The sequence below is a fragment of the Brevibacillus sp. FSL K6-2834 genome (assembly GCF_038592925.1).
Taxonomy (GTDB): Bacteria; Bacillota; Bacilli; order Brevibacillales; family Brevibacillaceae; genus Brevibacillus; species Brevibacillus borstelensis.
Map to the genome: position 1 here is coordinate 3,049,118 of NZ_CP151945.1, position 21,673 is coordinate 3,070,790.

Sequence of the window (21,673 nt, forward strand, 5' to 3'; positions counted from 1 at the left end):
TTCCCCCTTTTTCTATGAACCTATTGTACATGAATGTTCTACTTCTTCCAACTCCACCATTTTCGCCGGATCGGCCTCAAGAGATATGCGCTCCATAAGACAAGCAAAATGCTCAGTACCAAATAGAAGCACGAAAAAAACAGCCAAGGGGTGAAATCGAAGCGAATAGTAGGCAGTACTGTCTCGCCCAGTATGGCGAACAGCACGATCACCGGATTGATCCCGGCAAGGTATTGAAGCTCCGGCCTGCCCCACACTTCCTGCTGGAGCGACCGATCAGGGGTCAGTTGAATCAGAATCTCTCCGAGAAAGAGGAAGAGCAGACCAGTTACCACGACAAAAAAGAATGCAATGCCGTACGCGATGATCGTGCTGACTGCCGTCCGCTTGATCCAGGTGGAACAAAAAAGCCCGAGCGATCCGAGGAACATGATGTTCACACCGAAGAACAGAGCCAGTGTCAGGAGCTGTTCCGGGGATACGCTGCCGTACAGCATGACGATACTGTACAGAGGCATGGATGCAATCACGAGCAAGGATGTGAAGGCAAGCGAAGTAAACAGCTTGCTCCAAATAATCGTCCTCGGCGACAGTTGAGTGGTCAGCAGGATGTTCAGTGTCTGCCGCTCTCTCTCGCCGCTTACCGCGCCCGCCGTCAAGGCCGGCGCCACGAAGCAGATCATGGCGTAGTGAAGGGCTGCCGAGATGACGAACAGGTCTTTGTTTTGCCCGAGGCTTCCGGCTTTGATCGGATTGACGATCAAAAAGCCAAGCGGAATCCCTCCCATGATCAACAAAAACAGTGCCAATGTCCAAACTGTTTTTTTGGAGCGAAAACGTTCACGCAGCTCTTTGACGATGATCGGATTTAATGATGACGACTTCATCTTCCCGCCACTCCTTCCGTGATGGCGAGGAAGACAGCCTCCAGATTCTCACTCGACTCACCGAAGTACGACACGGCTACCTCTGCCTCGATCAGTTTTTGCAGCAGCTCCGCTTTCTGATGGTCGCTTCCGATGAAACGAAACCGAAAACCGTCCATGTTTTCCTCCAAATCTTCCACAAACATGTTTTCGGCCAAGATAAGCGCTGCCCGATGGTGATTTCTGAGTGTTTTCACCATCATCAGTGTCACTCCGCGCGCCCGAATGCTCACTTCATCCAATCCGCCGCAAGCGATTAATCGGCCTTTTTCGATAATTCCGATGTCATCACAAAGCTCAGCCAGCTCTGGCAGAATGTGCGAGCTGATCAGGATCGTTTTCCCCATACAGCGTAGCTGCTTTAAAATTTCCCTGAGCTCGATTCGCGCCCGGGGGTCCAGACCGGATGCCGGCTCATCCAGAATCAGCACCTGCGGGTCATGGATCAGGCATCGAGCCAGACTGAGCCGCTGCTGCATTCCGCGGGACAGAGAGTCAACATAGGCTTCCGCTTTGTCCGACAAATTCACCAGCTCCAGCAGGTCTGCGATCAGCGAGCTTCTTTTTTGCGGAGCTATTTTGAAGGCACCTGCGTAAAAATCAAGGTACTCGACAGCTGTCAAATTGTCATACACGCCAAAAAAGTCGGGCATGTAGCCGAGTGACTGGCGGACCTCAGCCGGTTCCTTCCGCACATCGTAACCGCAGACGAACGCCTCGCCTTCGGTTGGCTCCAGCAATGTCGAAAGGATCATCATCGTCGTGGATTTCCCCGCCCCATTTGGGCCAATAAACCCGAATACCTTTCCTTGCTCGATCCGTAGCTGGAGATCGATGAGTGCTTGCACCTTGCCATAGCTCTTGCTTAGGTGAATGGTCTCAATCATTTTGCTTGCGCTCCTTTCCCTCCACCTGGAAATACGGCATCGGCAATGCCAGGCGTTGCTCTCCCGGATTTGAGAAGCGGATCAGAATCGATCCATCGGGGGTAAGGTACTCACGAAGCTCCTTCTCAAGCATAAGCCGTTTATCCCTTGGCAGCGGCATCCATTTGCCGCTCTTTTGATGGAAGACCTCTTTTTCGAAGGGACGAAACATGCTGTGGTCGAGAGGCACGGTCAATTGAACCGCTGTCTGCAGGGCCTCGCCCAATTGCAGGGCAAAGGTTGCACTGCCTTTGGACAGCTCCCAGAGACCATCACTGTTGGAATCGAAATCGCCTTTTACTTCGTGGATATCGACACGCAGCATCCCGAATGGATATGTGATGTAGCCATTTGCATCCGGTTCGAGCTGAACATTTTGCGCGATGACATTCCAGTGATGGTCCCGATGGGGAAGCTTCAGCGTGAAAGGAGAAAGCGGCTCCTGATTGATACCCTTGATTCGGATCGTGTTGCCACTGCCATATGCCAGGACATCATCCTGCATGCGGCGAACGCGTTGTTCCGGCGTCTCTTCACCCTCGGAAAATGTTTGACGAGGAATGTACAGAGACTCCAGCTTTACATCGATATTCTTTCCCTCCCCCTTTTTCAGGCTTCCTATCGGGATGCGCTGAAACCCAACCTCCAGGTAGGTTTGTTCAAGCGAAAACACGGTATCGTTTTTGATGCTGCCCGTGATGCGGTCTCCTGTTACCCGGAGATGGGTCTCGATTTGTCCTGTATCGCGCAGCATGCTGAATCCTACCGTTTGCCGGGGGGTCAGATACGGGACATTCTGAAACGTCAGAATGCTGTCACCACTGTTTTTCCCTTCCGCGACCATCCCTTCCGGCTCGTAATCATTTCGTCCGACAGACAGCGGTACCGCCACGGTTCCCGGTTTGGTATCGACGTCAAAATTCCCGCCGCTTACGACCAGGAAAGAAGAAGCGGTCATCGCCTCCGCCGCCTCTTTATCCAGCAAACGAACCTTTGTCACGGCATAGCTGACGTCTTCCGATACGACCATAGGCTTGCCCAGATAAAATATCCCTGTACTGAGCAAGACAGCCGCCCCTGGAATGATGGCCCAGGCCCATTGTCGTTTTTCTTTGCGTTTCAAGAGCCAATACAAAACGGGAGCGACGATGAGCACATACAGCACCCATAATCCGGCCATCATGACCGGGTCAGGCGTTCTTACCTGCGGAATCTGTCTGCTCAGTTCCAAAGACGGACGCCCAAGCTGGTCAAAGTACATATTATTTGACAAGGTGTTCTGAATGCCGTGTTGTTGAAAGACGTTTTGCCAGAGCTGTGCGTTGTATTGCCAAGATGCCAACGGTTCTTGTGAAACATCGTAATTGACAAACAGAAATAACCCTTCGCCCATTTTCCGAGAGACGAATAAAGGCTGACGCTCATCGTAAACAGGGATGTCAAGAGAAGGTATGATTTTTTCCGAAAGGTATGGACGGAGACCTTCCGTTGCTGATATTTTTCCATGCTCGTGTGATTTCAAGGAAAGGAGGTCCGAGAATCTCTCCGATACCCTCGGTTGATCCGGTCCTGCCGAAAAAATGAGAACCCCGCCTTGCTTGACCCAGAGTTTGATCGCCTCTACTTGCTTGTCTCCAAGGGCCGAAACGTCATTTCCACCTAGCGCCAAAATATCCAGGTTGTTATATTGCCACGGCACCTCAGGCATCAGCTCGGGTGACAAATTGTGGACGATATAAGGCGCCCTGACACCGGGACCAGGTTGGTTCATTGCCAAAAAGTGAAAGGCGCTGTCGCCGGAGTGCAACACGCCTATGATGATACCGTCTCTGGGGTAGGGCAATCGTACTTTTTCACTTTTCACCGTCCTGCCATTCTCGACCAGGTGCAGCTTCCAGTCGTTCATCATCATTTCGGCCGGGAGATCGAAAAAAATCTGTTTCTTCTCTCCCTCTTGCAAGGTCAAGGGCTGTTTCAGTATGACCTTGCGGCTTTGCTGCCTGTAAGGATCTTTTCGCAATTCTACCGTCCCGGAAAAAGGCTTGTCTCTGCTTGTTACCGCTACCTCCAGCCTCATCCAGGAATCGTATTTGACAATGCCATCAAGAGGGACATTAACGGTTATCTCGTAGTTCCCTTCTGCAGCTGCGGGTGCAGCTGCTGCCCCCAGACAAAGCACTATCAAAGCGAGCAGCCATTTCCATTTCATGCCTCTATCCTCCGCTCGTCATCGTGACGCAATTGAAATTATGGTCTTCGTCTCACCCTTTTGCTTTTGAGTCAAAAGCAGGTGGTTGCGGTCGCTGGACCACTGAGCCTTGACCAATGCGCCATCCCCTAATCTTCGAATGGGAACAATCCGTATCTCAGGCGGGTCTTGACTCATCTGGGCTTGCTTCATTTTTCCGTCCGGTGTGGTAAATGTAAGGCTGTCGTCATTATTCCATGATGGCCATACGCCTGCCTCCAGCTTTGTGACCGCCCCCGACCGTACTTCCATAACGTGGACGGTGTCCTGTTTTACAAAAGCCAATAACCTTCCGTCAGGCGACCACTCCGGCTGCGTTCCCTCGACCAGCTTCCAGTCTTGCATGGCTACGGTGCTGCTGACCCAAATCTCCTCGGTTCCATCGCTCGTCTGCCGCGTATAGGCGATGCTTTCATCGTATTGCGACCAGCTTGGAGCTCCGAGTACAACGCCTTTTTCTTCTTTCAGGAGCCGTTTGCTCGAAGGACGATTCTCATCTGCCAAGCTGACAATCCACAAACGCGAAAACTCTTCTGCCTGTTCCACAACAGCCAGTTGTTTTCCGCGATTTGACCAGGCTACTGCCGTATACTCACCGCCGCCATCGGAAAGGACAAGGGTCCCTTGTGACTGCGAATGATCCGGCTCTCTTGTCTTGACAACCCTCTTGTCTTCCACGTAGGCAACAACGGTACCATCCGCATTCAGGTCAACCAGCGGCTCCGTCCCATCGGTGGCGAGCGTCATCACCGAGTAGTGACGCACCGACGGAGTATTGTCTCCCCACATACCGAAGCATACAGCAAGAAGCAGCAACAGAAGGCCGCCGCTTGTCACCAGCAGCAGACGGCGGGCTTTGCCGCTTTTCTGGCTCGTCTGCGCTCGTTTCCGTTCCTGCTCTAGCTCTTGTATCCGTTGAAGCAATTGCTTTTTCAACTTTTCTTTGAGCATATAGTTAACCGGTACTGCCCGTCTAAGTTCCTGAAGGTGGGAGAGAAGCTGTGCAATGGTACCTTCGTCATAACCGTCGTTGGGGAAGCGCTCTTGGTCTCTCATTGGTTGTCTCCCCTTTCGTACATCCTCTGGAGCTGATGCAAAGCCCGATAGGAGATCATTTTTACGCTTGATTCCGTTTTCCCCAACACTTCTGCCACTTGGCTGATTTTCAAGTCGGCAAAATAGCGCAGCGTCAGCACATCCCGCTGGTCCTGCGTCAATAATTCCAGACGGTCCCGAAGCATGCGAATATCTTCATTCAACAGTGTCAACCGCTCCGGCTGCCACGTCTCATCTGCTTCCGCTCCCACAAACATTTCCTGATCCACCGGCACTTCCCTGTTTTTTCGCATAAAATCGACATACGTGTTGTGGGCAATCCGAAAAATCCAGGATGCAAAGGGACTGGTTCTGCTGTATTGTTCAAATTTTTCTAGCGCTTTTAAAAAGACCGTCGTGGTCAAGTCATCCGCGTCCCAAGAATTCCGGACTCGGCAGCGAAGATAGCGGTTTACCCGGTCAAAGTACTCATCGTACAGTTCGCTAAAATCGCGCGCTTCAAAATATTGATTTGATGACTCGGTGGACGGCCCTTCCGATCGTTTAATCGCCATCTCCATACTGTTCGTCACCCGCTGCAAGACGAATCTTGGGTACAAAATTGGGTACAAAAAATCGACATTGCAGGAGCTTTCCCCCTTTTGGACTACATCAAAGTACTACGTTTCAAATGGGTAAAATGTTACAGGATTTGGCGAAAAAAATTGTTAAAAAAGGTAAGGTGTTGGAAAATCATGTCAACAATGCCCGATTAAGCTCTTCCATGATATCTTCTGCCGCCTCAATCCCTACCGACAAACGGACCAGCCCCATGGTGATTCCGCTTGCGGAACGCTGCTCCTCTGACAAGGCCCGATGCGAGGTCGTTACTGGATGAGAGACACTTGTCTCCACGCCAGCCAGCGAAGGAGCGAGCTTGATCCAACGCAAGGAACGATAAAAATCGTACACCCGGCTCTCATCGGCAAGCGTAAATGAAACCATCGCCCCCTGCTTTGGACGGACGAAGAAGGCGGTGTGTTCCGCGTCCGGGTAAAACGTCTCTTTTACAGCCGGATGGTCCTTGAGAAATTGAGCGACCCTGCTGGCATTGTCACATTGTTTTTCCATGCGAAGCGCCAATGTTTTGAGTCCCCGCGCGGTCAGCCAGGCTTCAAACGGACTGAGAGACGCCCCGTAGTTGACTATCACTTGTCGGGCACGCTCAATCAGTTCTTTCGACCCGACCAGAACACCAGCCGTTACATCGCTGTGACCCCCAATGTATTTGGTTGCCGAGTGCACTACCAGATCAGCTCCAAAGAGCGTTGGCTGCACCAGATAGGGGGTCGCGAACGTATTGTCGACCATGACCGTCAGACCGTAGCTTTTTGCTTGCTGAATCCAATAGGGCATATCGACAACCGTCAGCAAAGGATTCGTGATCGTTTCCATGAAAAACAGCTTGGTGTTGGAACGGATATGCTTGTCGAGCGAATCAAGACGATTCAGATCAATGCCCTCCGCAGATATTCCGAGTTTGGCCAATTCGTGAAACAGCAGATGATAAGTGCCTCCGTAAATCTCATGAGAGGCAAGCACATGGTCCCCCGGTCCCAGGACAGAAAGCAGACCAGCCATAATCGCTCCCATTCCAGAAGCAGCACTGACTCCCGCTTCTGCCTCCTCCAGGCGGGCCACAGTATCCGCCAGCTCATGCTGGTTCGGGTTTCCATTTCGTGTATACAGGAACTCCCCTTCTCCGGCATAATACCGCTCAACATCCTCCAGACTCGAGAAAGCGAAAACAGACGTCTGGTAGATGGGAGTAGCTTTCCCTTTTACCTGTCTCAGCGGTTCGTGTCCAATATGTACGGTTTTGGTTTCAAAGCGGTCTGCCACGCTAACCCCTCCAATGTCACATTTCCTAACATTATATCATGTGCCTACCTCTGTCGATCAAGTGACGATCCTTCAACGTTGCGCAGGTTTAGTCCTGCGAGCGAATGGGTATATAGTCCCTGTACACCAAGAAGCAAGGAGAGAACAATACATGGCTAAGATTTTAGTGGTTGACGACGCAGCGTTTATGAGGATGCAACTGACTGATATTTTGCAAAAGGGCGGGCACGAGGTCATCGGACAAGCCGAGAATGGTCAGGAAGCCATTGAAAAATATAACCAATTGAGACCGGATTTGGTGACGATGGATATTACCATGCCGGTAATGGAAGGCATTGACGCTGTAAAGGGAATCAAGCAGATTGATCCGGGAGCAAAAGTGATCATGTGCTCCGCGATGGGTCAGCAGCACATGGTCGTCGCTGCGATTCAGGCAGGGGCAAAAGACTTTGTCGTAAAACCATTTCATCCTGACAGGGTTCATGAAGCGATAAAAAAAGTGATCGGCTAGCATGCTCTATCCTCTCTTGCACGAGAGGATTTCAGCCTGTAGACAAAGTTCCGTAAGGAACAGGGTCTGCAGGCTTTTTTGTTGAATATAGAACATGTTACGTTTTCAAAAGTTATTTTTTAGAGGTGGCATTATGCTTAATAAGCAAGAGGCCGAAGGGCGTTATCAGATATCTGCATTCTCGCTAGATGAGTTGGTGCCAGAAGATCATCTCGTAAGAAAAATTGAAAATGCAATCGACTTTTCGTTCATCTATGACTTGGTGGAAAGCCTTTACTGTCATGACAATGGCAGACCCAGTGTTGACCCTGTAGTCTTAGTTAAAATTGCTTTCATCCAATATATTTTTGGAATTCGTTCCATGCGACAAACGATTAAAGAGATCGAAACCAATGTTGCCTATCGGTGGTTTATTGGCTATGATTTCAGTCAGCCCATTCCCCATTTCACGACCCTAGGCAAGAACTATGTTCGCCGTTTTCGGGATACTCAACTCTTCGAGTCGATCTTCCTTCGAATATTGGAGGAGGCGGTTCATCATGGATTCGTGAAGCCTGATGTGCTTTTCATTGATGCTACGCATGTAAAAGCCAGTGCGAATAAGCATAAATACGTGAAAGAAATCGTTGAAGAACAAGCGAAGAAATATCAAGAGCTGCTGGACGAAGAAATCAATCAGGATCGTATTGCACATGGAAAGAAGCCCCTTGAAAAAAAGACAGAAACTTCGAAGAAGGAGGTGAAAGTCAGCACAACTGACCCGGATTGCGGATTGTTTGTAAAAGGGGAAAAGGAACGTGTATTTGCTTATAGTTTTCATACAGCATGTGATCGAAATGGATTTGTGCTTGGTGCCAAGGTAACGCCAGGCAATGTGCATGACAGTCAGGTTTTTGAGGATGTTTTGAATCAAGTGCGAAAGACGTTTGCACAGCCTCAAGCTGTGGCAGTGGACTCGGGATACAAGACGCCTTACATCAGTAAAACACTCCTTGATGACCAGATTCGCCCCGTTATGCCCTACACAAGACCACGCACCAAAGAAGGTTTTTTTAAAAAGCACGAATATGTGTATGATGAATATTTCGACTGCTACATCTGCCCGAACGAGCAAATCTTAACATATGAGACAACAAACAAGGATGGGTACCGTATCTATCGATCAAATTCTCAAGTTTGCCGAAGTTGTCCGTTCTTGAAACAATGCACGGAAAGTAAAGACTACACAAAGAGAGTGAGTCGCCACATCTGGGCTGATTACCTCGAAGAGGTAGACCACCTCCGGCATACCGAGGAAAACAAACAAATCTATAGCAAACGGAAAGAAACGATTGAACGTGTATTCGCTGATATGAAGGAAAAGCATGGCATGCGTTGGACGACCTTACGAGGACTGGAGAAGGTCACGATGCAGGCGATGCTTGTTTTCGCTGCCATGAACTTGAAAAAAATGGCGACCTGGCTATGGAAATCAGGTCGCCAAAAGGTGAACGATCAAAACACCTTCGGTATTTTCATCAAATTATTAAACAAACTCCCTCTGCTGTTCGTTCAGCGAGGGAGTTTGTCTGCAACCTGCTATCCTCTCTTGCACGAGAGGATTTTTTTCTTTCTTCATAAGTTTCCTCAACTTTTCCATATCCCTGCCGCATTTTGACGAGATGGTGAAGTGTATGATAATGTGTGTTGTGAATCAAGGATATTACGAAAGGATGGATGACTAGATGAAGAAATCCTTACTGGCTATCTTCACGATTGTGCTCTCAATCGGACTCTTGATCGGCTGTAGTTCCAATAACGAGTCTACCTCTCCGGAAAATACAAATAATCAACCGACTCAAGAACAGCCGAAAGAAAAGGACAAGACCCCGGCTCAGCCGGCGCCTCCGGGAAAATATAAGGAATACCCAGCCATGTCGATCGACACGAACAAGAAGTATACTGCAAAAGTATCGACCTCTTTGGGAGATTTTACGGTGGAGTTGTTTGCCAAAGACGCTCCCAAAACAGTCAACAACTTTGTTTTCCTGGCGAAGGACAAGTTCTACGACAACCTGACCTTCCACCGCGTGATCAAAGACTTCATGATCCAGACCGGCGACCCGAAAGGCGATGGAACCGGCGGCCCTGGGTACAACTTTGAGGATGAACTCAACAACGGCCACAAATATGAAGAAGGCATCGTCGCGATGGCCAATGTCGGCCCCAACACAAACGGCAGCCAATTCTTCATCGGATCAGGGAAGGATGTCGAGGGACTGAACAACTCGCCTAACTACACCATCTTTGGCAAGGTCGTAAGCGGCATGGATGTAGTCCACAAAATCGCCGCCGTCAAAGTAAAAGCAAACCCGCTCATCAACGAGCAAAGCGTACCGGAGCAACCCGTTACCATCAAAACCATTACGATCGAAGAAAAATAATGCATCGAAGCCGTCGGTTAGCCGTCGGTTAAAACCGGCGGCTTTTCTTTTGAAACTTTTACCAATCCCGAGCGTCTATTTCTTTTGAGGTGTACATGGATGAAGAAAAAGACAATCTTTGCAGCCAGTGCCATCTGGCTTGTCATGTGGGTTCTGAGTATCGCTTGGTACGAGCACAAAACCCTCAGTGAACTGTATATACTGCGCCACTACGAGCGCCTGCCCCTCTTCAATGAAGGATATGTATGGAATCTATCCTTCGTCAAAAATACGAATGACCCCCGAGAGGTGCGAAGCATTGTTGTACCCGGTTTTCCTTCGGCGATCCGCGCCTCCGGCGGTGACGGCAATTATCATCTAGACAATTATGTGAGCTATCGCGGAGTTCAATTTATCATTCCAAACGAATCCGACATTCCTAAGAAAATAACAGAGCTGGAGGTCACTTTTTCGGATGGCTCCTCGCAGATGGTCGACATCGGTGAGCTTTATCTGGATGAAGAGCGGGAAGGAGAGCCTTCAACAGTATTAAGCGGTTATCACAGCAGAGGCTCGGAAAATGAGGGCAGCGCCACTTCCCGATTTGCAAAAGATGCACTGCTTACAAATGTAACCTTCCTGCCCGCCGCCGTATCCGCAAAAGATTTGGAAGTTTCGATCAATGACTCCCTGTGGGAAAAGGGCAAGACACTCTCTTTCTCGAAAGGGGAGCCGCTCAAGGTTTCTTATCGCGTAGTATCTGAGGACGGTGTGAGCTTCGCCGGAACGATACATCTGCACTTCCGAACTTCTGATGGCACTGAATTCGTAGAGGAAGTGCCATTCCGCGCCAGAAGCGATCGCGATCAACTACTCCAAGCCATCCGGAAAGGAAGATAACCCGTCGTGTATCGAAAAGCGTATTTGCAAATATGGTGGGGCTTGCTTTTTCTCTTGATATCCTTCCGTGTGCAAGGGATTGATCTGTTGCCTGACTTCATCGGTTACGTGCTGCTCTTTCTCGGATTCCGAGCCTTGGTCTCGCTACATCTCCGCTTCCGTACGGCCATGTTTATGACGGTCCTGTCCGTCATTTATCGGGTAGCCTTGACAGTCATTCTCCCCGGGAGCGAAGAGGGAAAACCGATACTTTCTTATCCCTTGACACCTTTTCTCGAAAGCATTCAAACCATATTTCATTTCCTGATAATCTACACCATGTACCAGGCGATCTGTTCCGTCGCCAAAATGCAAGGCTCCCTCGACTTTGCCCAGAAGCTCGAAGGGGCTCAAAAAATACTGTTATATGCGTTTCTGGCAGTGGCGTTTACCTCGCCGCTCCTCCCCCATTCGGTCGACGGAATAGTTGCGCTTCTCTTTATCCCGCAGCTGATTTTTATCTTCTGCTGTTTGTATTCCCTCATCTTGGTCCGGCTTGCAGCACGCCAATCAGCAATTAGTAAATAGTTCTATGGAACCAATCTCCTATTGAACCACTTCCAATCCACAGGTAAACTGGCACATGACCTGATTCGCTTCCGCGACACACGAGCAAAAAGCGAAAAGGAGTGGTTTTGATCGTGATGACACGAGAAGCGCGAATGCGCTTTTTCTTCTTTCTAAACAGCTTTGTTTTATTGTTGCTTTGTTTGTTTGTCACCCCGACGAACGCAACTGCCCCCCAGATTATCAAGTGGGGACCCTCTCTGCCGTTGAAGGGTGACATGCAGCCAGCGAAAGCCGAGGTGGCGGACAAGCAATCTTCACGGAATGGTTCAAAACCTCGCATTGCAAAAGAAGAACGCACATCCGTTCGAGCGAGTCGAGACGATCAGCGGATCGCTATTCGAAACGGAAAAGCAAGAATCTCGAAACGAGATATGGAACTGTTAGCCCGGTTGGTTTACGCGGAAGGCCGGGGAGAACCGTATGAGGGACAAGTGGCCATCGCCGCGGTCGTGTTGAATCGGGTAGAGTCTCCTCAATTCCCAAACACGGTTCGAGAGGTCATTTTTGCCCGCAATGCATTCTCGCCCGTACAAAACGGCCGTTTATCACAAAAAACGAATGAGACGGCGAGAAAGGCTGTGAGCGATGCGGTCAACGGACGGGATCCTTCTGGGGGAGCTCTTTACTTTTTCAATCCAAAAACGGCAACGTCGGATTGGATCTGGTCCAGAACGCCAACGCTCCGTATCAAGAATCATGTGTTTGCCCGATAAGGCCGGACATCAGATTTGTGAATTAAATTTAATATTACTTTATTTTTATTTTATCAACAGTTAACCTTTTTCTGTTACATTTCTATACGTAAGCACTTTTTCAACGCATTGAGAAAAGTTCACGATTTCTCACAGTACGCATGATTAGGTCTCTTGATTATCTAGTTATGCCTACTGTGAAAATGCCGGATGAAGATCGTTGCTTTGGGTGAGAGCAAAGCAGCTTCTTTTGGGCCAATCGACATTTTTCTCAATCGCCCCCAAAACTTGGCATTCCCCTTGGGAGTGCTGTTTTTTTTTGCAAAAAAAGAGGGTTCTGTCTAGAACCCGTAAACGGACATCCCTCCATCAACTGCAATTGTCTGGCCGGATATGTATGCAGCAGCATCGGAAGCAAGGAAAATCGCCGGCCCGACCAAATCCTCTGCATTTCCGATCCGTCCGCTCGGAGTACGGCTCAGCACTTCCTGCAGAAATGCTGGATCATCCAGGAGCTTTTCTGTAAGCGGAGTCCGAAAATACCAGGGAGCGATCGCATTTATGTTGACGCCGTACTTGCTCCATTCCAAGGCAAGAACCCTTGTCATATGAATTACCCCGGATTTGCTCGCACCGTAGGCTACTCCCGTCCGCAAGGCGACCAGCCCCGCTACCGAGGCAATATTGACAATGCGTCCGTACCTCTGCTCACACATGATTCTGCCTGCGGCCTGGCACATGCGAAATGTGCTTTTCAGATTAAGATCAACGACCTTGTCCCAGTCCTCCGTTGATACGTCTAGCGCTTGTTTGCGGATGTTCATGCCGGCGTTGTTGATCAAGATGTCCCAGCGACCCCATTTTTCCATCACCGAAGCAGCTACTATCTCCGGAGCCGCGTCCTCTGTCAGGTCTGCCTGGATCGCAAAAGCTGTACCACCCATCTGTTGGATCTCCCGTACCACTTCGCGGATATCCGTCTCTGTGCGAGCTACGCAAGCCACCTTCGCCCCTGCTTCGGCCAATCCCAGCGCCAACGCTTTGCCAATGCCTCTGCCTGCTCCGGTTACGACCGCCGTTTTTCCTGTTACATCAAATCGGTTCAAGTTCCTCATCCTCCTCTTCGTGCTGAATTTTGCTGACTTTATCCTCTATACCTGGTCTTTCTATCCTATAAGTGCTTTGCCGACCTCGTTTAGCATTCGCCGTACATAGTCAATTCCCCTGTTTCCTGTTACAATGGAAGGCATGGAAAGGAGGTCGTCGGCGTGCGATTGTTAAGTCAAATGACCTTGGCTGAGCTGCAGGAAGAGATGGAGCGTCTGCGCCTCTTGATCGAAGAAAATAAGCAACTCGGCGACTCGTCGCAATTGGCCATCTATCGCCAAAAGTTTTTTATGGCCAAATCGTATTACATCGGGACCGATGAATTTCGGATCGGCGGAACCTATCGCGTCCATGAGCACGATCAACCATTTACGATTGAGTATTTCAATGGCGTGTTTGCCTGGGGGAAATTTCCCGATTCACCCGAGGCTGTCGGTTTCCCTGTCGGAATGCTGGAGTTGTGGGTATAGCTGGTGTATGTATGAAAGCCGGTCTTGGCAGATACAAGACCGGCTTTTCTCATGAAAAGATTGCCACGACTCCGCTTTACTCGGGTATAATAGGGGCAAAAAGAAAGAGAGTATTTGTAAACATGGACATTATTAATCTGATGCTGCTAGCCCTGCTTGCCATGGGCATTCTCGGAAATAACTCCGCTGTCTCCATCGCCGTCGCTGTATTGCTTCTGGTCAGGCTGCTCCATGTTGAGAAGGCCTTTCCCTTCCTGGAACAGTATGGCTTACAGATCGGCATCATCGTGTTGACCATCGGCGTCTTGGCGCCACTGGCAAGCGGAAAGATCAGCCCGCAGACCATCCTCTCTATTTTCACCCACTGGCAGTCGATTGTCGCCGTTTTTGTCGGGATATTCGTTGCCTATTTGGGAGGCAGAGGAGTCACCCTGATGACAGCAAATCCATTGGTCGTGACCGGCATTCTGCTAGGTACGATCATTGGCGTGACGTTTTTTCGCGGTGTACCGGTCGGTCCACTTATCGCGGCGGGTATGCTCGCCTTCATTTTGCAATTCTTCCCCAAGTAATCTTACTCCCATCTTCCTTTGACACGCAGCCCATAGGCGACAATTTGCTCAGGGGTTACCAGTCGGAACCCCTGCTGCTCCCGATAATCGACAACGAGCGAATCACTCCCGATGTAATCCACTGTCTCTGCGTCCAACAGGAAGGTTACACCTGCTTCTTCGGTTATCTGGTCACTTGGGGCGGGGTCATCCCAAAACAAGCCATATTCGACGGTCATCCCGCAGCCTCCCACCAATTCTCCATTGATCCGTACTGCTTGCCCCCTCTCTGCGGCCATAGGACGCAGAATCGCGATTGCTGTCTGTGTTGCTGTTATCTTCATCTGTGCTCACCACTCCCGGGTTCGGCTTTGTTGTTGATGCATCATCTCTTCCATAATAGCATACAATGGTTGAAAGGCTTTTTGGAGGAGACGATCGTTTATGAACATCTACGAGCAAGACGGCATGTTTATCGCAGAAATGGAATACCAATCAGAGCGTATCATTAAGTTTGGGAAAACATGGGAAGAGGCCAAAGAAAATCTATTGGTGCGTCTTCTCGTACTGGAAATGATAGGATAAAAAGCGGGTCACCACGGCGGCCTGCTTTTTTACTGGAACGGTGGATGAAACACAACCGACAGACTGATATCAGAAAGGCAGATCTGGATGAAACCAATTCTTACAGAAGAGCGCGGGCTGGTGGCAGAGATCAGGCGCGCAACGAATGAAGCCAATCGGAACAACCTCACTCGCACCAAGGCGTACCTTGATTTTTTTCAGAAGCATCCTGAGGTGCATTGGGCATTGCTAGCCCATCTTGTCTCTCGCAATGGCGGGTGGAATATGACCGATCTGAAAGGAGAGTGGCTCCCCCGTCTCATGGACGCAAGTGAGGTGGAGCGGACGTTTTGGTTTCTCGAACGCTGCAACTGGCTTATTTTCCACGATGCCTACGCCCAGCTGCTGCTTTACGAAAAAATGAAAGACGCGAATGAAGACTTGACTCTTTTCCTGCCGGATCTGGGTGTTTCACGCTTTATGCAGCCGATTTGGCAAGACTTTCTACACAAACGCGACAGCCAGCTTTTGACCCGTGCGCTGATCGTCAATGAACAGCAGTACATTGAGCAAAGAGTAGTGGACAAGCCCTTTGCGCAGAAGCACATTTTCTTTAGCCCGGCTTTCTTTGCCCAGTCAGTCCTCTCTTTGAATCAGGTACTCTTTCCTTACAAGGAGCACCCGACCGATCGCAGACTCCGCATTTGCGGCATGACCGTTCAACGCTTTCCTTCCCTGGAGCAGCGCATCGCTACGGGCAAAGCCTTGTACCAACTGCTCTTTGACAATCCTGTCCGCCTGGCAAAAATATACGAATGGGCGCAGCGGATTCCCCATTCCGGTTCGCGTGCCGACTACTGGCCCCATCTCTTTTCGCCGCGGCCGCATGCAGTGGATGCGCATGTCGCATACACCCCGCGAATGGAAGGCACGGAGCTTCGTCCCGGCACTCACAAGCTGTACAGTCCGACACTGACTGCCGCTTGGCCTGATCAGGAGCATCCGCCTGCAGACGGGGTAGACTGGTATCGCGACGACAAATGGCATGCGGAGTTGGATGAGCGGTCTGATCTGCCTACCATTGACGAGGAGAAATACATCCGTTCCCTGCATATGATTGAGTGGGGCGTCAGATTTGTCACTGCTTTTAGCCCATAGAAAAGGCGGGAGGCTGTGTTTGATGCAAGCGGCTGTACGTTTACAGAAGCAATACATACTGGACTGTCAATTGCCGTCTGGCACCTTTCTACTGGGGCCTGATCGAAAACAGGTCAACCCTTACTTCACGAATCTCGCCTTGATCCCCCTGATCAGACTGGGTGAATGTAAAAACGTGCAGAGCCATGCAGATTGGTATTTGCGGAACAGGAATGAACACGGCTATGTAAATGACTTCCTCGTTCGCGGCGAACGCCTGGAAGACACGGGCACGGCAGACAGCGAGGACAGCTACCACGCCACATGGTTCAGTCTGGTGGCAGAATTGATGCGGTACGAAGGCGACAGGGAATGGTTGAGAGATCGTGAGCAGGAATGCTTGGAACTCCTGGAGGGAATCGCCCGTTTGCAACAGAAGGACGGTTTGACGTGGGCGAAGAGCTCTTATCGGGTAAAATACTTGATGGATAACTGCGAGGTCGCAAAGGGGCTGGAGGATGCCGCATTTCTGTTCTCCCTGCTCGAAAACCATGCAGCCTGCAGAGAAGCAAAGCTCCGGGCAGAGGCCTGCCGGCAGGGAATCCTCCGGATGTACAGTCCGCTGCGAAAATCGTTTGCGGTCTTCAACCGCAGCTTCCCCAATTGGCGCAAATGGTACCCGGATGCCACTTCACAGGCGTTTCCCATTATGTACGGCATTGCTCCGCCAGAGATCGCGCATTCGCTGTATCAGCGTATCACAAGCTCCTTTCCACAGTTCGAACGGTTCCAGACGGACGATCCTTACCCGTGGATGGCGATGGGTGTCTGCGCGTTGCGGATGGGCGATTACGCGCGGGTAACCCGCATGCTCGATACCGCCCAAGCCTTGTACATCGAAGGGCCTCGCCGTCCCTACTGGCTCATCCATGAAGCTGGCCGCTTCATGGAGCTTGCGCTGGAGACGGGAGATGTCCGCTTCTAGGCGAGAGAATAGCCACGAGGAGGCCGAGGCTCCAAACGGCCTTAGCTCTTGGCTCCGGGTCCGGCCCCTTTCTTCTTTTCATGCGTGACGACAACGATCGGAATAAGCTCCCCAGCTTCCCAGACGAACGGAAGCGGCGAGATCGGCATCGAGCTCTTGGATGCAAAGTCATAGGTGAGTCTGGACAGCAGTTCAGCCCCCGAGTCGCCATGCAAATCACCGAAGATCAGTACATCCGGGTGGGGAATGGCGACACCCAGAACATCTCCTGTCCGAGACGCTTCCATCTCTTCGATGAGCGAGGGCAGCAGTATTCTGCTTGCCGCATACCCGTCCGCAGCCGCAATAAAGGTGATTGTGTTTGGCCCTACTTTTTGCTGCTTTTTCGGGATCGGCAGTTGTTGCAGATTGCTGATGGCATGCCGATGCAGCTCTTCCGCTGTCCAACCGGCACTGACGAGCATTTCCTGTTCGATCAGGCGATAGCCTTTTGCATCGTCCAAAGCGTACAGGATCGACGTTTGTTCCGTATGCGTGCGATGGACCCAGCGCTCCGGGTTTTTCTTCACAAACGAGGAATGCCTCAGGACGGGATATATATGGCTTTCCGCACCTTTCAAGGTCATCGGCTTCAAATGTCCCTGAACAATGGCGAGCACACGCCTGGCGAACGCCTGCGTCAGTTCGGCAGCTTCCTGCGGAGTCTTTTCAGCTCGGACAAAAAGCGGCGTTAACGGCAGCCCAGCGATCAATTGCTTGCCTGATTCAGTTTCCACGATACGGATTTCTCCATCCCCTCCCACACAGGAAAGACCTGCCGGAAGCTGTCTGTTCAACAATTCCACCGTCTTTTGCATGAGAGATTGTCGATTGGTGTTTTCCATGACCTATCCACCCGTTTCTTTTTGAAAGTATACTCCTGTTGGCCGCAAGCGAGCCTCCGTTTCACCTGCTGTTGCCGAGCTTTAGTCCCATGGCGGGGTGTCGTCGGGAGGTGTTTGCCGATTTGTTGGGATACCTTGAGCGGGTTTGCCGGGTCCGGCATCCGCGTCATTCCATGGCGGCTTCTCGGAAACAGTTGGCGCATACGACTGGGCGTAGCCTGGGCCAGGCTGGCGACTCTCCAATTCTCGAACAATTTCATGAAGATCCTTCGGCTTTAAAAACTCGACGGGAGACACCCCTCTTTCGAACTGCAAAAAGTCCCCATCCAGCAAAATGACGTATCGGCCGTTCACTTTGGCGATATGAAAATTGTTCCCGTAATCAGCAAGCAGCGCTTTTACCTGCATGTGGTCCAGCTTGCACTTCAGCTCAATTTCCGGCTGCCTGTCGGTAAGAATTTGGGCGGCTTCCATCACCGTCTCATGGTCCCATTTTTCCGCCAGTTCGCGCTTCGGGCTTGCAGCAATCAGCTCGATCTCTTCCTCCGCCCGCTGCCGCTCTTCAGAAGCCTCGGGGTAGACGAGCTCGATATGCTGCCGGGCCAGCGTGAGCACTTCCTCCGAAATCAGTTGCGTCACCGTCTGCGGGTACTCCACAAAGCGCAAAAATTCCTCAAAATAGCGAGCATGGGAGAACTGGTGTATTTTGACGTGATACGGGTCGTTCATGCCGGTTTCAATCATATTCGGATACATCAAGGACTTCATGTTTTTGGCATTAATAGCCATTTGCACATTGGAAATGAGACTGTGTTCATCGGTAATTACCGCTGTTTTCTGTTCAAAATCGCACTTGAGGATGAAGACGAACGGCTCGTCCAAGGTCTCCAACCGGGTCCGCACCACGATCAGGACCCCGCCTCTCACTTGCGATGTACGCAGATACGATTGCACCAGCTCCTGCGATGGCTGCTTGCTCTCTCCTACGGTGACGGCCTGGAGCAAACGATTCAGCAGGGCATAGTTGGGGTTCGCCTCCAGCGGATGGCCCTCTTCGATCACAAACCGGCCCAGTTTGGTCGGGCTTGCTTCACTCTTCGGATTCATCTCTGCCTTTCGCTTGGCGATGCGGGCAAACTCGCCATCCAGAAACTCCCGCAGCTCACTCTTCTCATATTCATCTCCAGACAAATGGCGGGTCATCCGTACCTGCTTGTTCCCGCTCTCTTCCTCCGGCTGTTCGATGAGATAAAATGAAAGCCAATCGATTACAAAATTCATACGCTTCCGCTCCTGTCTGACAAGTAACAGAACTGATTATAACAAATGGCGGAAGAAACGGTCAGCCTTTTTCGGAGCATGAAAGGCGCTTCCTTTTCAAATGGACTCGCTGCCGCTTATGGTATGATGGTTTCAGGAGGAGGATCTATTCATGTGGAAACGACTGGTCGCTTGGTGGAATGAAACCGTTCGAGACAAGCCCTATCCGATCGGGACTCGCATCGGGAAGTACACTGTCGATCGCGTACTCGGAATGGGCAGCTACGGGATCGCGTACCTTGCCTGTGATGAAGTGACAAGTGAGCTGATCGTCCTCAAACAGGTAAAGCCTAGCCTGCGCCATAGCCCAAAAGGAGAAGCCATGCAAGCATACGAGCAGCGTATTCTCCAGGCTCTTTGCCACCCGCAAATGCCCCGTTTTATGGAACGGTTTCATTTTCGGGGTGATTCCTTTTTGGCGATGTCATATATAGAAGGACCGACGCTGGAAGAACTGCTGTTTGACGAGCAAGCTGTCCTCGGCGAGTACGAGGCGGCCCGATTCATGCTCCGGGTCGGCGAACTTGTCTCCTATCTGCACAAGCAAGGGATCATTCATAGAGACGTGCGAATACCGAATGTGATCTGGCAAAAGGGGACCCCTTACCTGATCGACTTTGGTCTGGCGCGCTTTTACGGAGATTCGCCAACCTACATCGCAGATGACATGAGCAGCTATCCGGAGGAAAAACAGTTGAAACGCCGTGTTGAACCTGCAAGCGACCTTTACGCCCTCGGGCACTTCTTTCTGTTTCTGCTTTACACCGGGTATACGCCGCCCGAGAACCAGCCAGAGCGAAGCTGGGAAGAAGAGCTGACACTTCAGCCGGAGGTCTCCTCGATGATCAGGCGACTCCTGCACATCGATCAAGGCTATGCCGATGTGGACGAATGGCTGCATGAGCTGAAAGCCTTTATCCGCAACCAGAAGATGAAAAAGAGCAGTATACCCTCGTCATAGCTTGGGGTATCTGCTCTTTTTGCATTACTTGCGGATTGGCTCCTGCTTGGCATTCTCCATTTTTTGCTTGAGTTCCCCCGCTTCACGACGCAAGGTCTGACGCTCATGCTTCGAGAGCTCTTCTCCGCCGGCGGGACCATTGACCAGCAAATCTTCCTCATACAACCGATCTTTGCGCATGGGAACCTCCTGTGGACAAAAGAATGGTGAACCCACTCCTACTTTGTTTCAAAACGCCGCTTCTTATGTACCGGACGTCTTTCGTTTGAGACTTCCCTGGCCTGTTCGGGGTCGAGCAATTGCCCGTGAGACATGACCTTTTCCATGATGGCAAGCCCGGTTTGCTTTGAAAATTTCCGGAGAATAAACAGTTCCTGGGGTGTGCTGATGGAAAAGACGAGTCCAGCCCTGCCCATTCGCCCTGTTCGTCCGCTGCGGTGCACGTATGTATCGGAGTCAGGGGCTGGATCAAAGTGAACGACGCACTCCACTTCCGGTATATCCAGGCCCCGTGCCGCGACGTCTGTCGTGATCAAGACCGGATACACGCCTTCGCGGAACTGCTGCAAGGCCCTGGCCCTCTCTTCTTTACTCGTGTCGCGGTGCAGGAAACGGCACGGCAGGTGATGGTATTCCAGCTTGGCGACGATCTCCTCTACCTTGTCGATCTGATTGACAAAGACGATAGCCGCCCGAACATTTACCAACCGCAGGAGACGCCGCAGGGTATCCACCTTTTTCCGCGGTTCGCTGACAAGATACATGTGAACGACGCCAATGGCATTCTCCGGCCCCGATGCCCTGATCAAAACAGGATCGTTTGCCATTTCGGACGCTAGTTCGATAACCGCGTCAGGGAGTGTCGCAGAGAAAAAGAGCCGCTGGGTATCTCGCATCACCCGGCGCATCACTTCCTGCACGGATCGAAGGAAGCCGCTATCCAGCAAGCGATCTGCCTCATCGACGACGACTGCTTTGACTTCATGCACCTTTACCTTGCGACTTTCCAAAAGTTCAACCAGTCGACCGGGGGTGGCAGCTACGAGTGAGGGGCGTTTCTTCAGCCGCTCCAATTGGCGCTTTACGTCCACTCCTCCGATGATTGCCGCTGCCGACATGTTTTTCTTGGCAAGCAAGCCTTCCGCGACCTTCGTTATTTGCATGACGAGCTCGTGCGTAGGTGCCAAAACGAGCAGTTGTATGTCTTTGGACTCGGTATCCAGACGATCGATCAGCGGGAGCAGGTAAGCAAGCGTCTTTCCCGTTCCGGTAGGTGATTCAACCAATGCATTTCGGCCGCTCTGAATGAGAGGAATCGCTTCCTCCTGTACAGGCGTCGGCCGCTCTATTTTTTGCTCTCGCAAAGCATCCATCAACGGTGCGCTTAATGTAAAATCTGCAAACGTGGTGCTCACAAAAACCCTCCTGGCATTGCTTTATCGTGCTTGGGTAAGCTTACCACATTTTGCGCCTGTGCGAAACAGCGCGGTTTCTGCACTCGCCCAAGCCAACCTTGCCATTGCCGGGCAGTATCATTGTCCTG

The 21,673-nt window shown here is 51.0% G+C and carries 24 protein-coding genes; 12 read left to right on the forward strand and 12 right to left on the reverse strand.

Translation table 11 applies throughout. The features are described from left to right. Positions 1-38 precede the first annotated feature (38 nt). The 6 genes from NST96_RS15130 to NST96_RS15155 form a co-directional block, all read right to left on the reverse strand. Positions 39-887: an ABC transporter permease subunit gene (locus NST96_RS15130; RefSeq protein WP_035979656.1), complete on the reverse strand. Its 849-nt coding sequence runs from the start codon at positions 885-887 to the stop codon at positions 39-41. After that, complete coding sequence (locus tag NST96_RS15135; protein WP_338463445.1) at positions 884-1,813, reverse strand: ABC transporter ATP-binding protein; 930 nt, start codon at positions 1,811-1,813, stop codon at positions 884-886. Before NST96_RS15135 ends, NST96_RS15130 begins: the two co-directional genes overlap by 4 nt. Further along, a complete protein-coding gene (locus NST96_RS15140; protein WP_003385682.1) occupies positions 1,806-4,061 on the reverse strand; it encodes a hypothetical protein in 2,256 nt (751 codons plus the stop codon). Before NST96_RS15140 ends, NST96_RS15135 begins: the two co-directional genes overlap by 8 nt. Positions 4,062-4,079: 18 nt before the next feature. Continuing rightward, positions 4,080-5,156 (reverse strand): PD40 domain-containing protein, encoded by a 1,077-nt coding sequence (locus NST96_RS15145; protein WP_003385683.1) that lies wholly within the window; start codon positions 5,154-5,156, stop codon positions 4,080-4,082. After that, entirely contained in the window at positions 5,153-5,716 is a 564-nt protein-coding gene (locus NST96_RS15150; RefSeq protein ID WP_003385684.1) for a sigma-70 family RNA polymerase sigma factor, read from the reverse strand. Before NST96_RS15150 ends, NST96_RS15145 begins: the two co-directional genes overlap by 4 nt. Positions 5,717-5,888: 172 nt before the next feature. Further along, a complete protein-coding gene (locus NST96_RS15155; protein ID WP_003385685.1) occupies positions 5,889-7,037 on the reverse strand; it encodes a PLP-dependent aspartate aminotransferase family protein in 1,149 nt (382 codons plus the stop codon). A 151-nt stretch (positions 7,038-7,188) separates the two neighbouring features. On the opposite strand from NST96_RS15155, the gene NST96_RS15160 reads away from it, so the two are divergent. The 6 genes from NST96_RS15160 to NST96_RS15185 all read left to right on the forward strand — a co-directional run bounded on the left by NST96_RS15160 (position 7,189) and on the right by NST96_RS15185 (position 12,172). Continuing rightward, positions 7,189-7,548: a response regulator gene (locus NST96_RS15160; RefSeq protein WP_003385686.1), complete on the forward strand. Its 360-nt coding sequence runs from the start codon at positions 7,189-7,191 to the stop codon at positions 7,546-7,548. 133 nt (positions 7,549-7,681) lie between these two features. After that, entirely contained in the window at positions 7,682-9,205 is a 1,524-nt protein-coding gene (locus tag NST96_RS15165; RefSeq protein ID WP_342404163.1) for an IS1182 family transposase, read from the forward strand. A 67-nt stretch (positions 9,206-9,272) separates the two neighbouring features. Continuing rightward, the gene (locus NST96_RS15170; protein ID WP_003385687.1) at positions 9,273-9,971 is read left to right on the forward strand and encodes a peptidylprolyl isomerase; all 699 of its coding nucleotides are present in this window, start codon (positions 9,273-9,275) and stop codon (positions 9,969-9,971) included. 99 nt (positions 9,972-10,070) lie between these two features. Beyond that, a complete protein-coding gene (locus NST96_RS15175) occupies positions 10,071-10,850 on the forward strand; it encodes a hypothetical protein (protein WP_003385688.1) in 780 nt (259 codons plus the stop codon). Between the two features lie 6 nt (positions 10,851-10,856). Next, positions 10,857-11,417: a hypothetical protein gene (locus tag NST96_RS15180; protein WP_003385689.1), complete on the forward strand. Its 561-nt coding sequence runs from the start codon at positions 10,857-10,859 to the stop codon at positions 11,415-11,417. A 116-nt stretch (positions 11,418-11,533) separates the two neighbouring features. Next, a complete protein-coding gene (locus tag NST96_RS15185; RefSeq protein WP_227277632.1) occupies positions 11,534-12,172 on the forward strand; it encodes a cell wall hydrolase in 639 nt (212 codons plus the stop codon). Positions 12,173-12,492: 320 nt separating this feature from the next. Here NST96_RS15185 and NST96_RS15190 read toward each other — a convergent pair whose 3' ends face one another. Continuing rightward, positions 12,493-13,257, reverse strand: a complete 765-nt coding sequence (locus tag NST96_RS15190) for a glucose 1-dehydrogenase (RefSeq protein WP_122958330.1) — start codon at positions 13,255-13,257, stop codon at positions 12,493-12,495. A 162-nt stretch (positions 13,258-13,419) separates the two neighbouring features. Between NST96_RS15190 and NST96_RS15195 the strand changes: the two genes are divergently transcribed. Beyond that, on the forward strand, positions 13,420-13,728 hold the full coding sequence (locus NST96_RS15195) for a YfhH family protein (protein WP_024984089.1): 309 nt from the start codon (positions 13,420-13,422) through the stop codon (positions 13,726-13,728). A 122-nt stretch (positions 13,729-13,850) separates the two neighbouring features. Then, positions 13,851-14,300: a DUF441 domain-containing protein gene (locus tag NST96_RS15200; protein ID WP_024984090.1), complete on the forward strand. Its 450-nt coding sequence runs from the start codon at positions 13,851-13,853 to the stop codon at positions 14,298-14,300. Between the two features lie 2 nt (positions 14,301-14,302). Here the strand turns inward: NST96_RS15200 and NST96_RS15205 are convergent, their stop codons facing one another. After that, positions 14,303-14,623 (reverse strand): iron-sulfur cluster biosynthesis family protein, encoded by a 321-nt coding sequence (locus NST96_RS15205; protein ID WP_003385694.1) that lies wholly within the window; start codon positions 14,621-14,623, stop codon positions 14,303-14,305. A 100-nt stretch (positions 14,624-14,723) separates the two neighbouring features. Between NST96_RS15205 and NST96_RS15210 the strand changes: the two genes are divergently transcribed. The 3 genes from NST96_RS15210 (at position 14,724) to NST96_RS15220 (ending at position 16,965) form a co-directional block, all read left to right on the forward strand. Next, the gene (locus tag NST96_RS15210) at positions 14,724-14,864 is read left to right on the forward strand and encodes a hypothetical protein (RefSeq protein ID WP_170208365.1); all 141 of its coding nucleotides are present in this window, start codon (positions 14,724-14,726) and stop codon (positions 14,862-14,864) included. 87 nt (positions 14,865-14,951) lie between these two features. Then, on the forward strand, positions 14,952-16,001 hold the full coding sequence (locus NST96_RS15215) for a DUF2515 family protein (protein WP_122958331.1): 1,050 nt from the start codon (positions 14,952-14,954) through the stop codon (positions 15,999-16,001). Between the two features lie 22 nt (positions 16,002-16,023). Beyond that, entirely contained in the window at positions 16,024-16,965 is a 942-nt protein-coding gene (locus tag NST96_RS15220; RefSeq protein WP_003385699.1) for a hypothetical protein, read from the forward strand. A 41-nt stretch (positions 16,966-17,006) separates the two neighbouring features. On the opposite strand, the gene NST96_RS15225 is transcribed toward NST96_RS15220, so the two are convergent. Beyond that, positions 17,007-17,849: a DUF1444 family protein gene (locus tag NST96_RS15225; protein ID WP_228006815.1), complete on the reverse strand. Its 843-nt coding sequence runs from the start codon at positions 17,847-17,849 to the stop codon at positions 17,007-17,009. Positions 17,850-17,930: 81 nt separating this feature from the next. Next, on the reverse strand, positions 17,931-19,130 hold the full coding sequence (locus tag NST96_RS15230) for a DUF3900 domain-containing protein (RefSeq protein ID WP_003385702.1): 1,200 nt from the start codon (positions 19,128-19,130) through the stop codon (positions 17,931-17,933). Positions 19,131-19,281: 151 nt separating this feature from the next. Between NST96_RS15230 and NST96_RS15235 the strand changes: the two genes are divergently transcribed. Next, positions 19,282-20,130, forward strand: coding sequence for a protein kinase (locus NST96_RS15235; RefSeq protein WP_003385704.1), 849 nt, complete (start codon positions 19,282-19,284; stop codon positions 20,128-20,130). Between the two features lie 24 nt (positions 20,131-20,154). Here the strand turns inward: NST96_RS15235 and NST96_RS15240 are convergent, their stop codons facing one another. Continuing rightward, on the reverse strand, positions 20,155-20,310 hold the full coding sequence (locus NST96_RS15240) for a hypothetical protein (protein ID WP_003385706.1): 156 nt from the start codon (positions 20,308-20,310) through the stop codon (positions 20,155-20,157). 38 nt (positions 20,311-20,348) lie between these two features. Next, positions 20,349-21,545, reverse strand: a complete 1,197-nt coding sequence (locus NST96_RS15245) for a DEAD/DEAH box helicase (RefSeq protein ID WP_251246880.1) — start codon at positions 21,543-21,545, stop codon at positions 20,349-20,351. Positions 21,546-21,673 lie beyond the last annotated feature (128 nt).

Excerpts from the sequence above, each read along its gene's own strand:
- NST96_RS15235 (WP_003385704.1), top strand. The coding sequence starts at position 19,282 with ATGTGGAAACGACTGGTCGCTTGGTGGAATGAAACCGTTCGAGACAAG.
- NST96_RS15230 (WP_003385702.1), bottom strand. The coding sequence starts at position 19,130 with ATGAATTTTGTAATCGATTGGCTTTCATTTTATCTCATCGAACAGCCG.
- NST96_RS15150 (WP_003385684.1), bottom strand. The coding sequence starts at position 5,716 with ATGGAGATGGCGATTAAACGATCGGAAGGGCCGTCCACCGAGTCATCA.
- NST96_RS15160 (WP_003385686.1), top strand. The coding sequence starts at position 7,189 with ATGGCTAAGATTTTAGTGGTTGACGACGCAGCGTTTATGAGGATGCAA.
- NST96_RS15175 (WP_003385688.1), top strand. The coding sequence starts at position 10,071 with ATGAAGAAAAAGACAATCTTTGCAGCCAGTGCCATCTGGCTTGTCATG.
- NST96_RS15165 (WP_342404163.1), top strand. The coding sequence starts at position 7,682 with ATGCTTAATAAGCAAGAGGCCGAAGGGCGTTATCAGATATCTGCATTC.
- NST96_RS15140 (WP_003385682.1), bottom strand. The coding sequence starts at position 4,061 with ATGAAATGGAAATGGCTGCTCGCTTTGATAGTGCTTTGTCTGGGGGCA.
- NST96_RS15200 (WP_024984090.1), top strand. The coding sequence starts at position 13,851 with ATGGACATTATTAATCTGATGCTGCTAGCCCTGCTTGCCATGGGCATT.
- NST96_RS15205 (WP_003385694.1), bottom strand. The coding sequence starts at position 14,623 with ATGAAGATAACAGCAACACAGACAGCAATCGCGATTCTGCGTCCTATG.
- NST96_RS15145 (WP_003385683.1), bottom strand. The coding sequence starts at position 5,156 with ATGAGAGACCAAGAGCGCTTCCCCAACGACGGTTATGACGAAGGTACC.
- NST96_RS15220 (WP_003385699.1), top strand. The coding sequence starts at position 16,024 with ATGCAAGCGGCTGTACGTTTACAGAAGCAATACATACTGGACTGTCAA.
- NST96_RS15210 (WP_170208365.1), top strand. The coding sequence starts at position 14,724 with ATGAACATCTACGAGCAAGACGGCATGTTTATCGCAGAAATGGAATAC.
- NST96_RS15130 (WP_035979656.1), bottom strand. The coding sequence starts at position 887 with ATGAAGTCGTCATCATTAAATCCGATCATCGTCAAAGAGCTGCGTGAA.
- NST96_RS15185 (WP_227277632.1), top strand. The coding sequence starts at position 11,534 with ATGACACGAGAAGCGCGAATGCGCTTTTTCTTCTTTCTAAACAGCTTT.
- NST96_RS15170 (WP_003385687.1), top strand. The coding sequence starts at position 9,273 with ATGAAGAAATCCTTACTGGCTATCTTCACGATTGTGCTCTCAATCGGA.
- NST96_RS15135 (WP_338463445.1), bottom strand. The coding sequence starts at position 1,813 with ATGATTGAGACCATTCACCTAAGCAAGAGCTATGGCAAGGTGCAAGCA.
- NST96_RS15225 (WP_228006815.1), bottom strand. The coding sequence starts at position 17,849 with ATGGAAAACACCAATCGACAATCTCTCATGCAAAAGACGGTGGAATTG.
- NST96_RS15215 (WP_122958331.1), top strand. The coding sequence starts at position 14,952 with ATGAAACCAATTCTTACAGAAGAGCGCGGGCTGGTGGCAGAGATCAGG.
- NST96_RS15240 (WP_003385706.1), bottom strand. The coding sequence starts at position 20,310 with ATGCGCAAAGATCGGTTGTATGAGGAAGATTTGCTGGTCAATGGTCCC.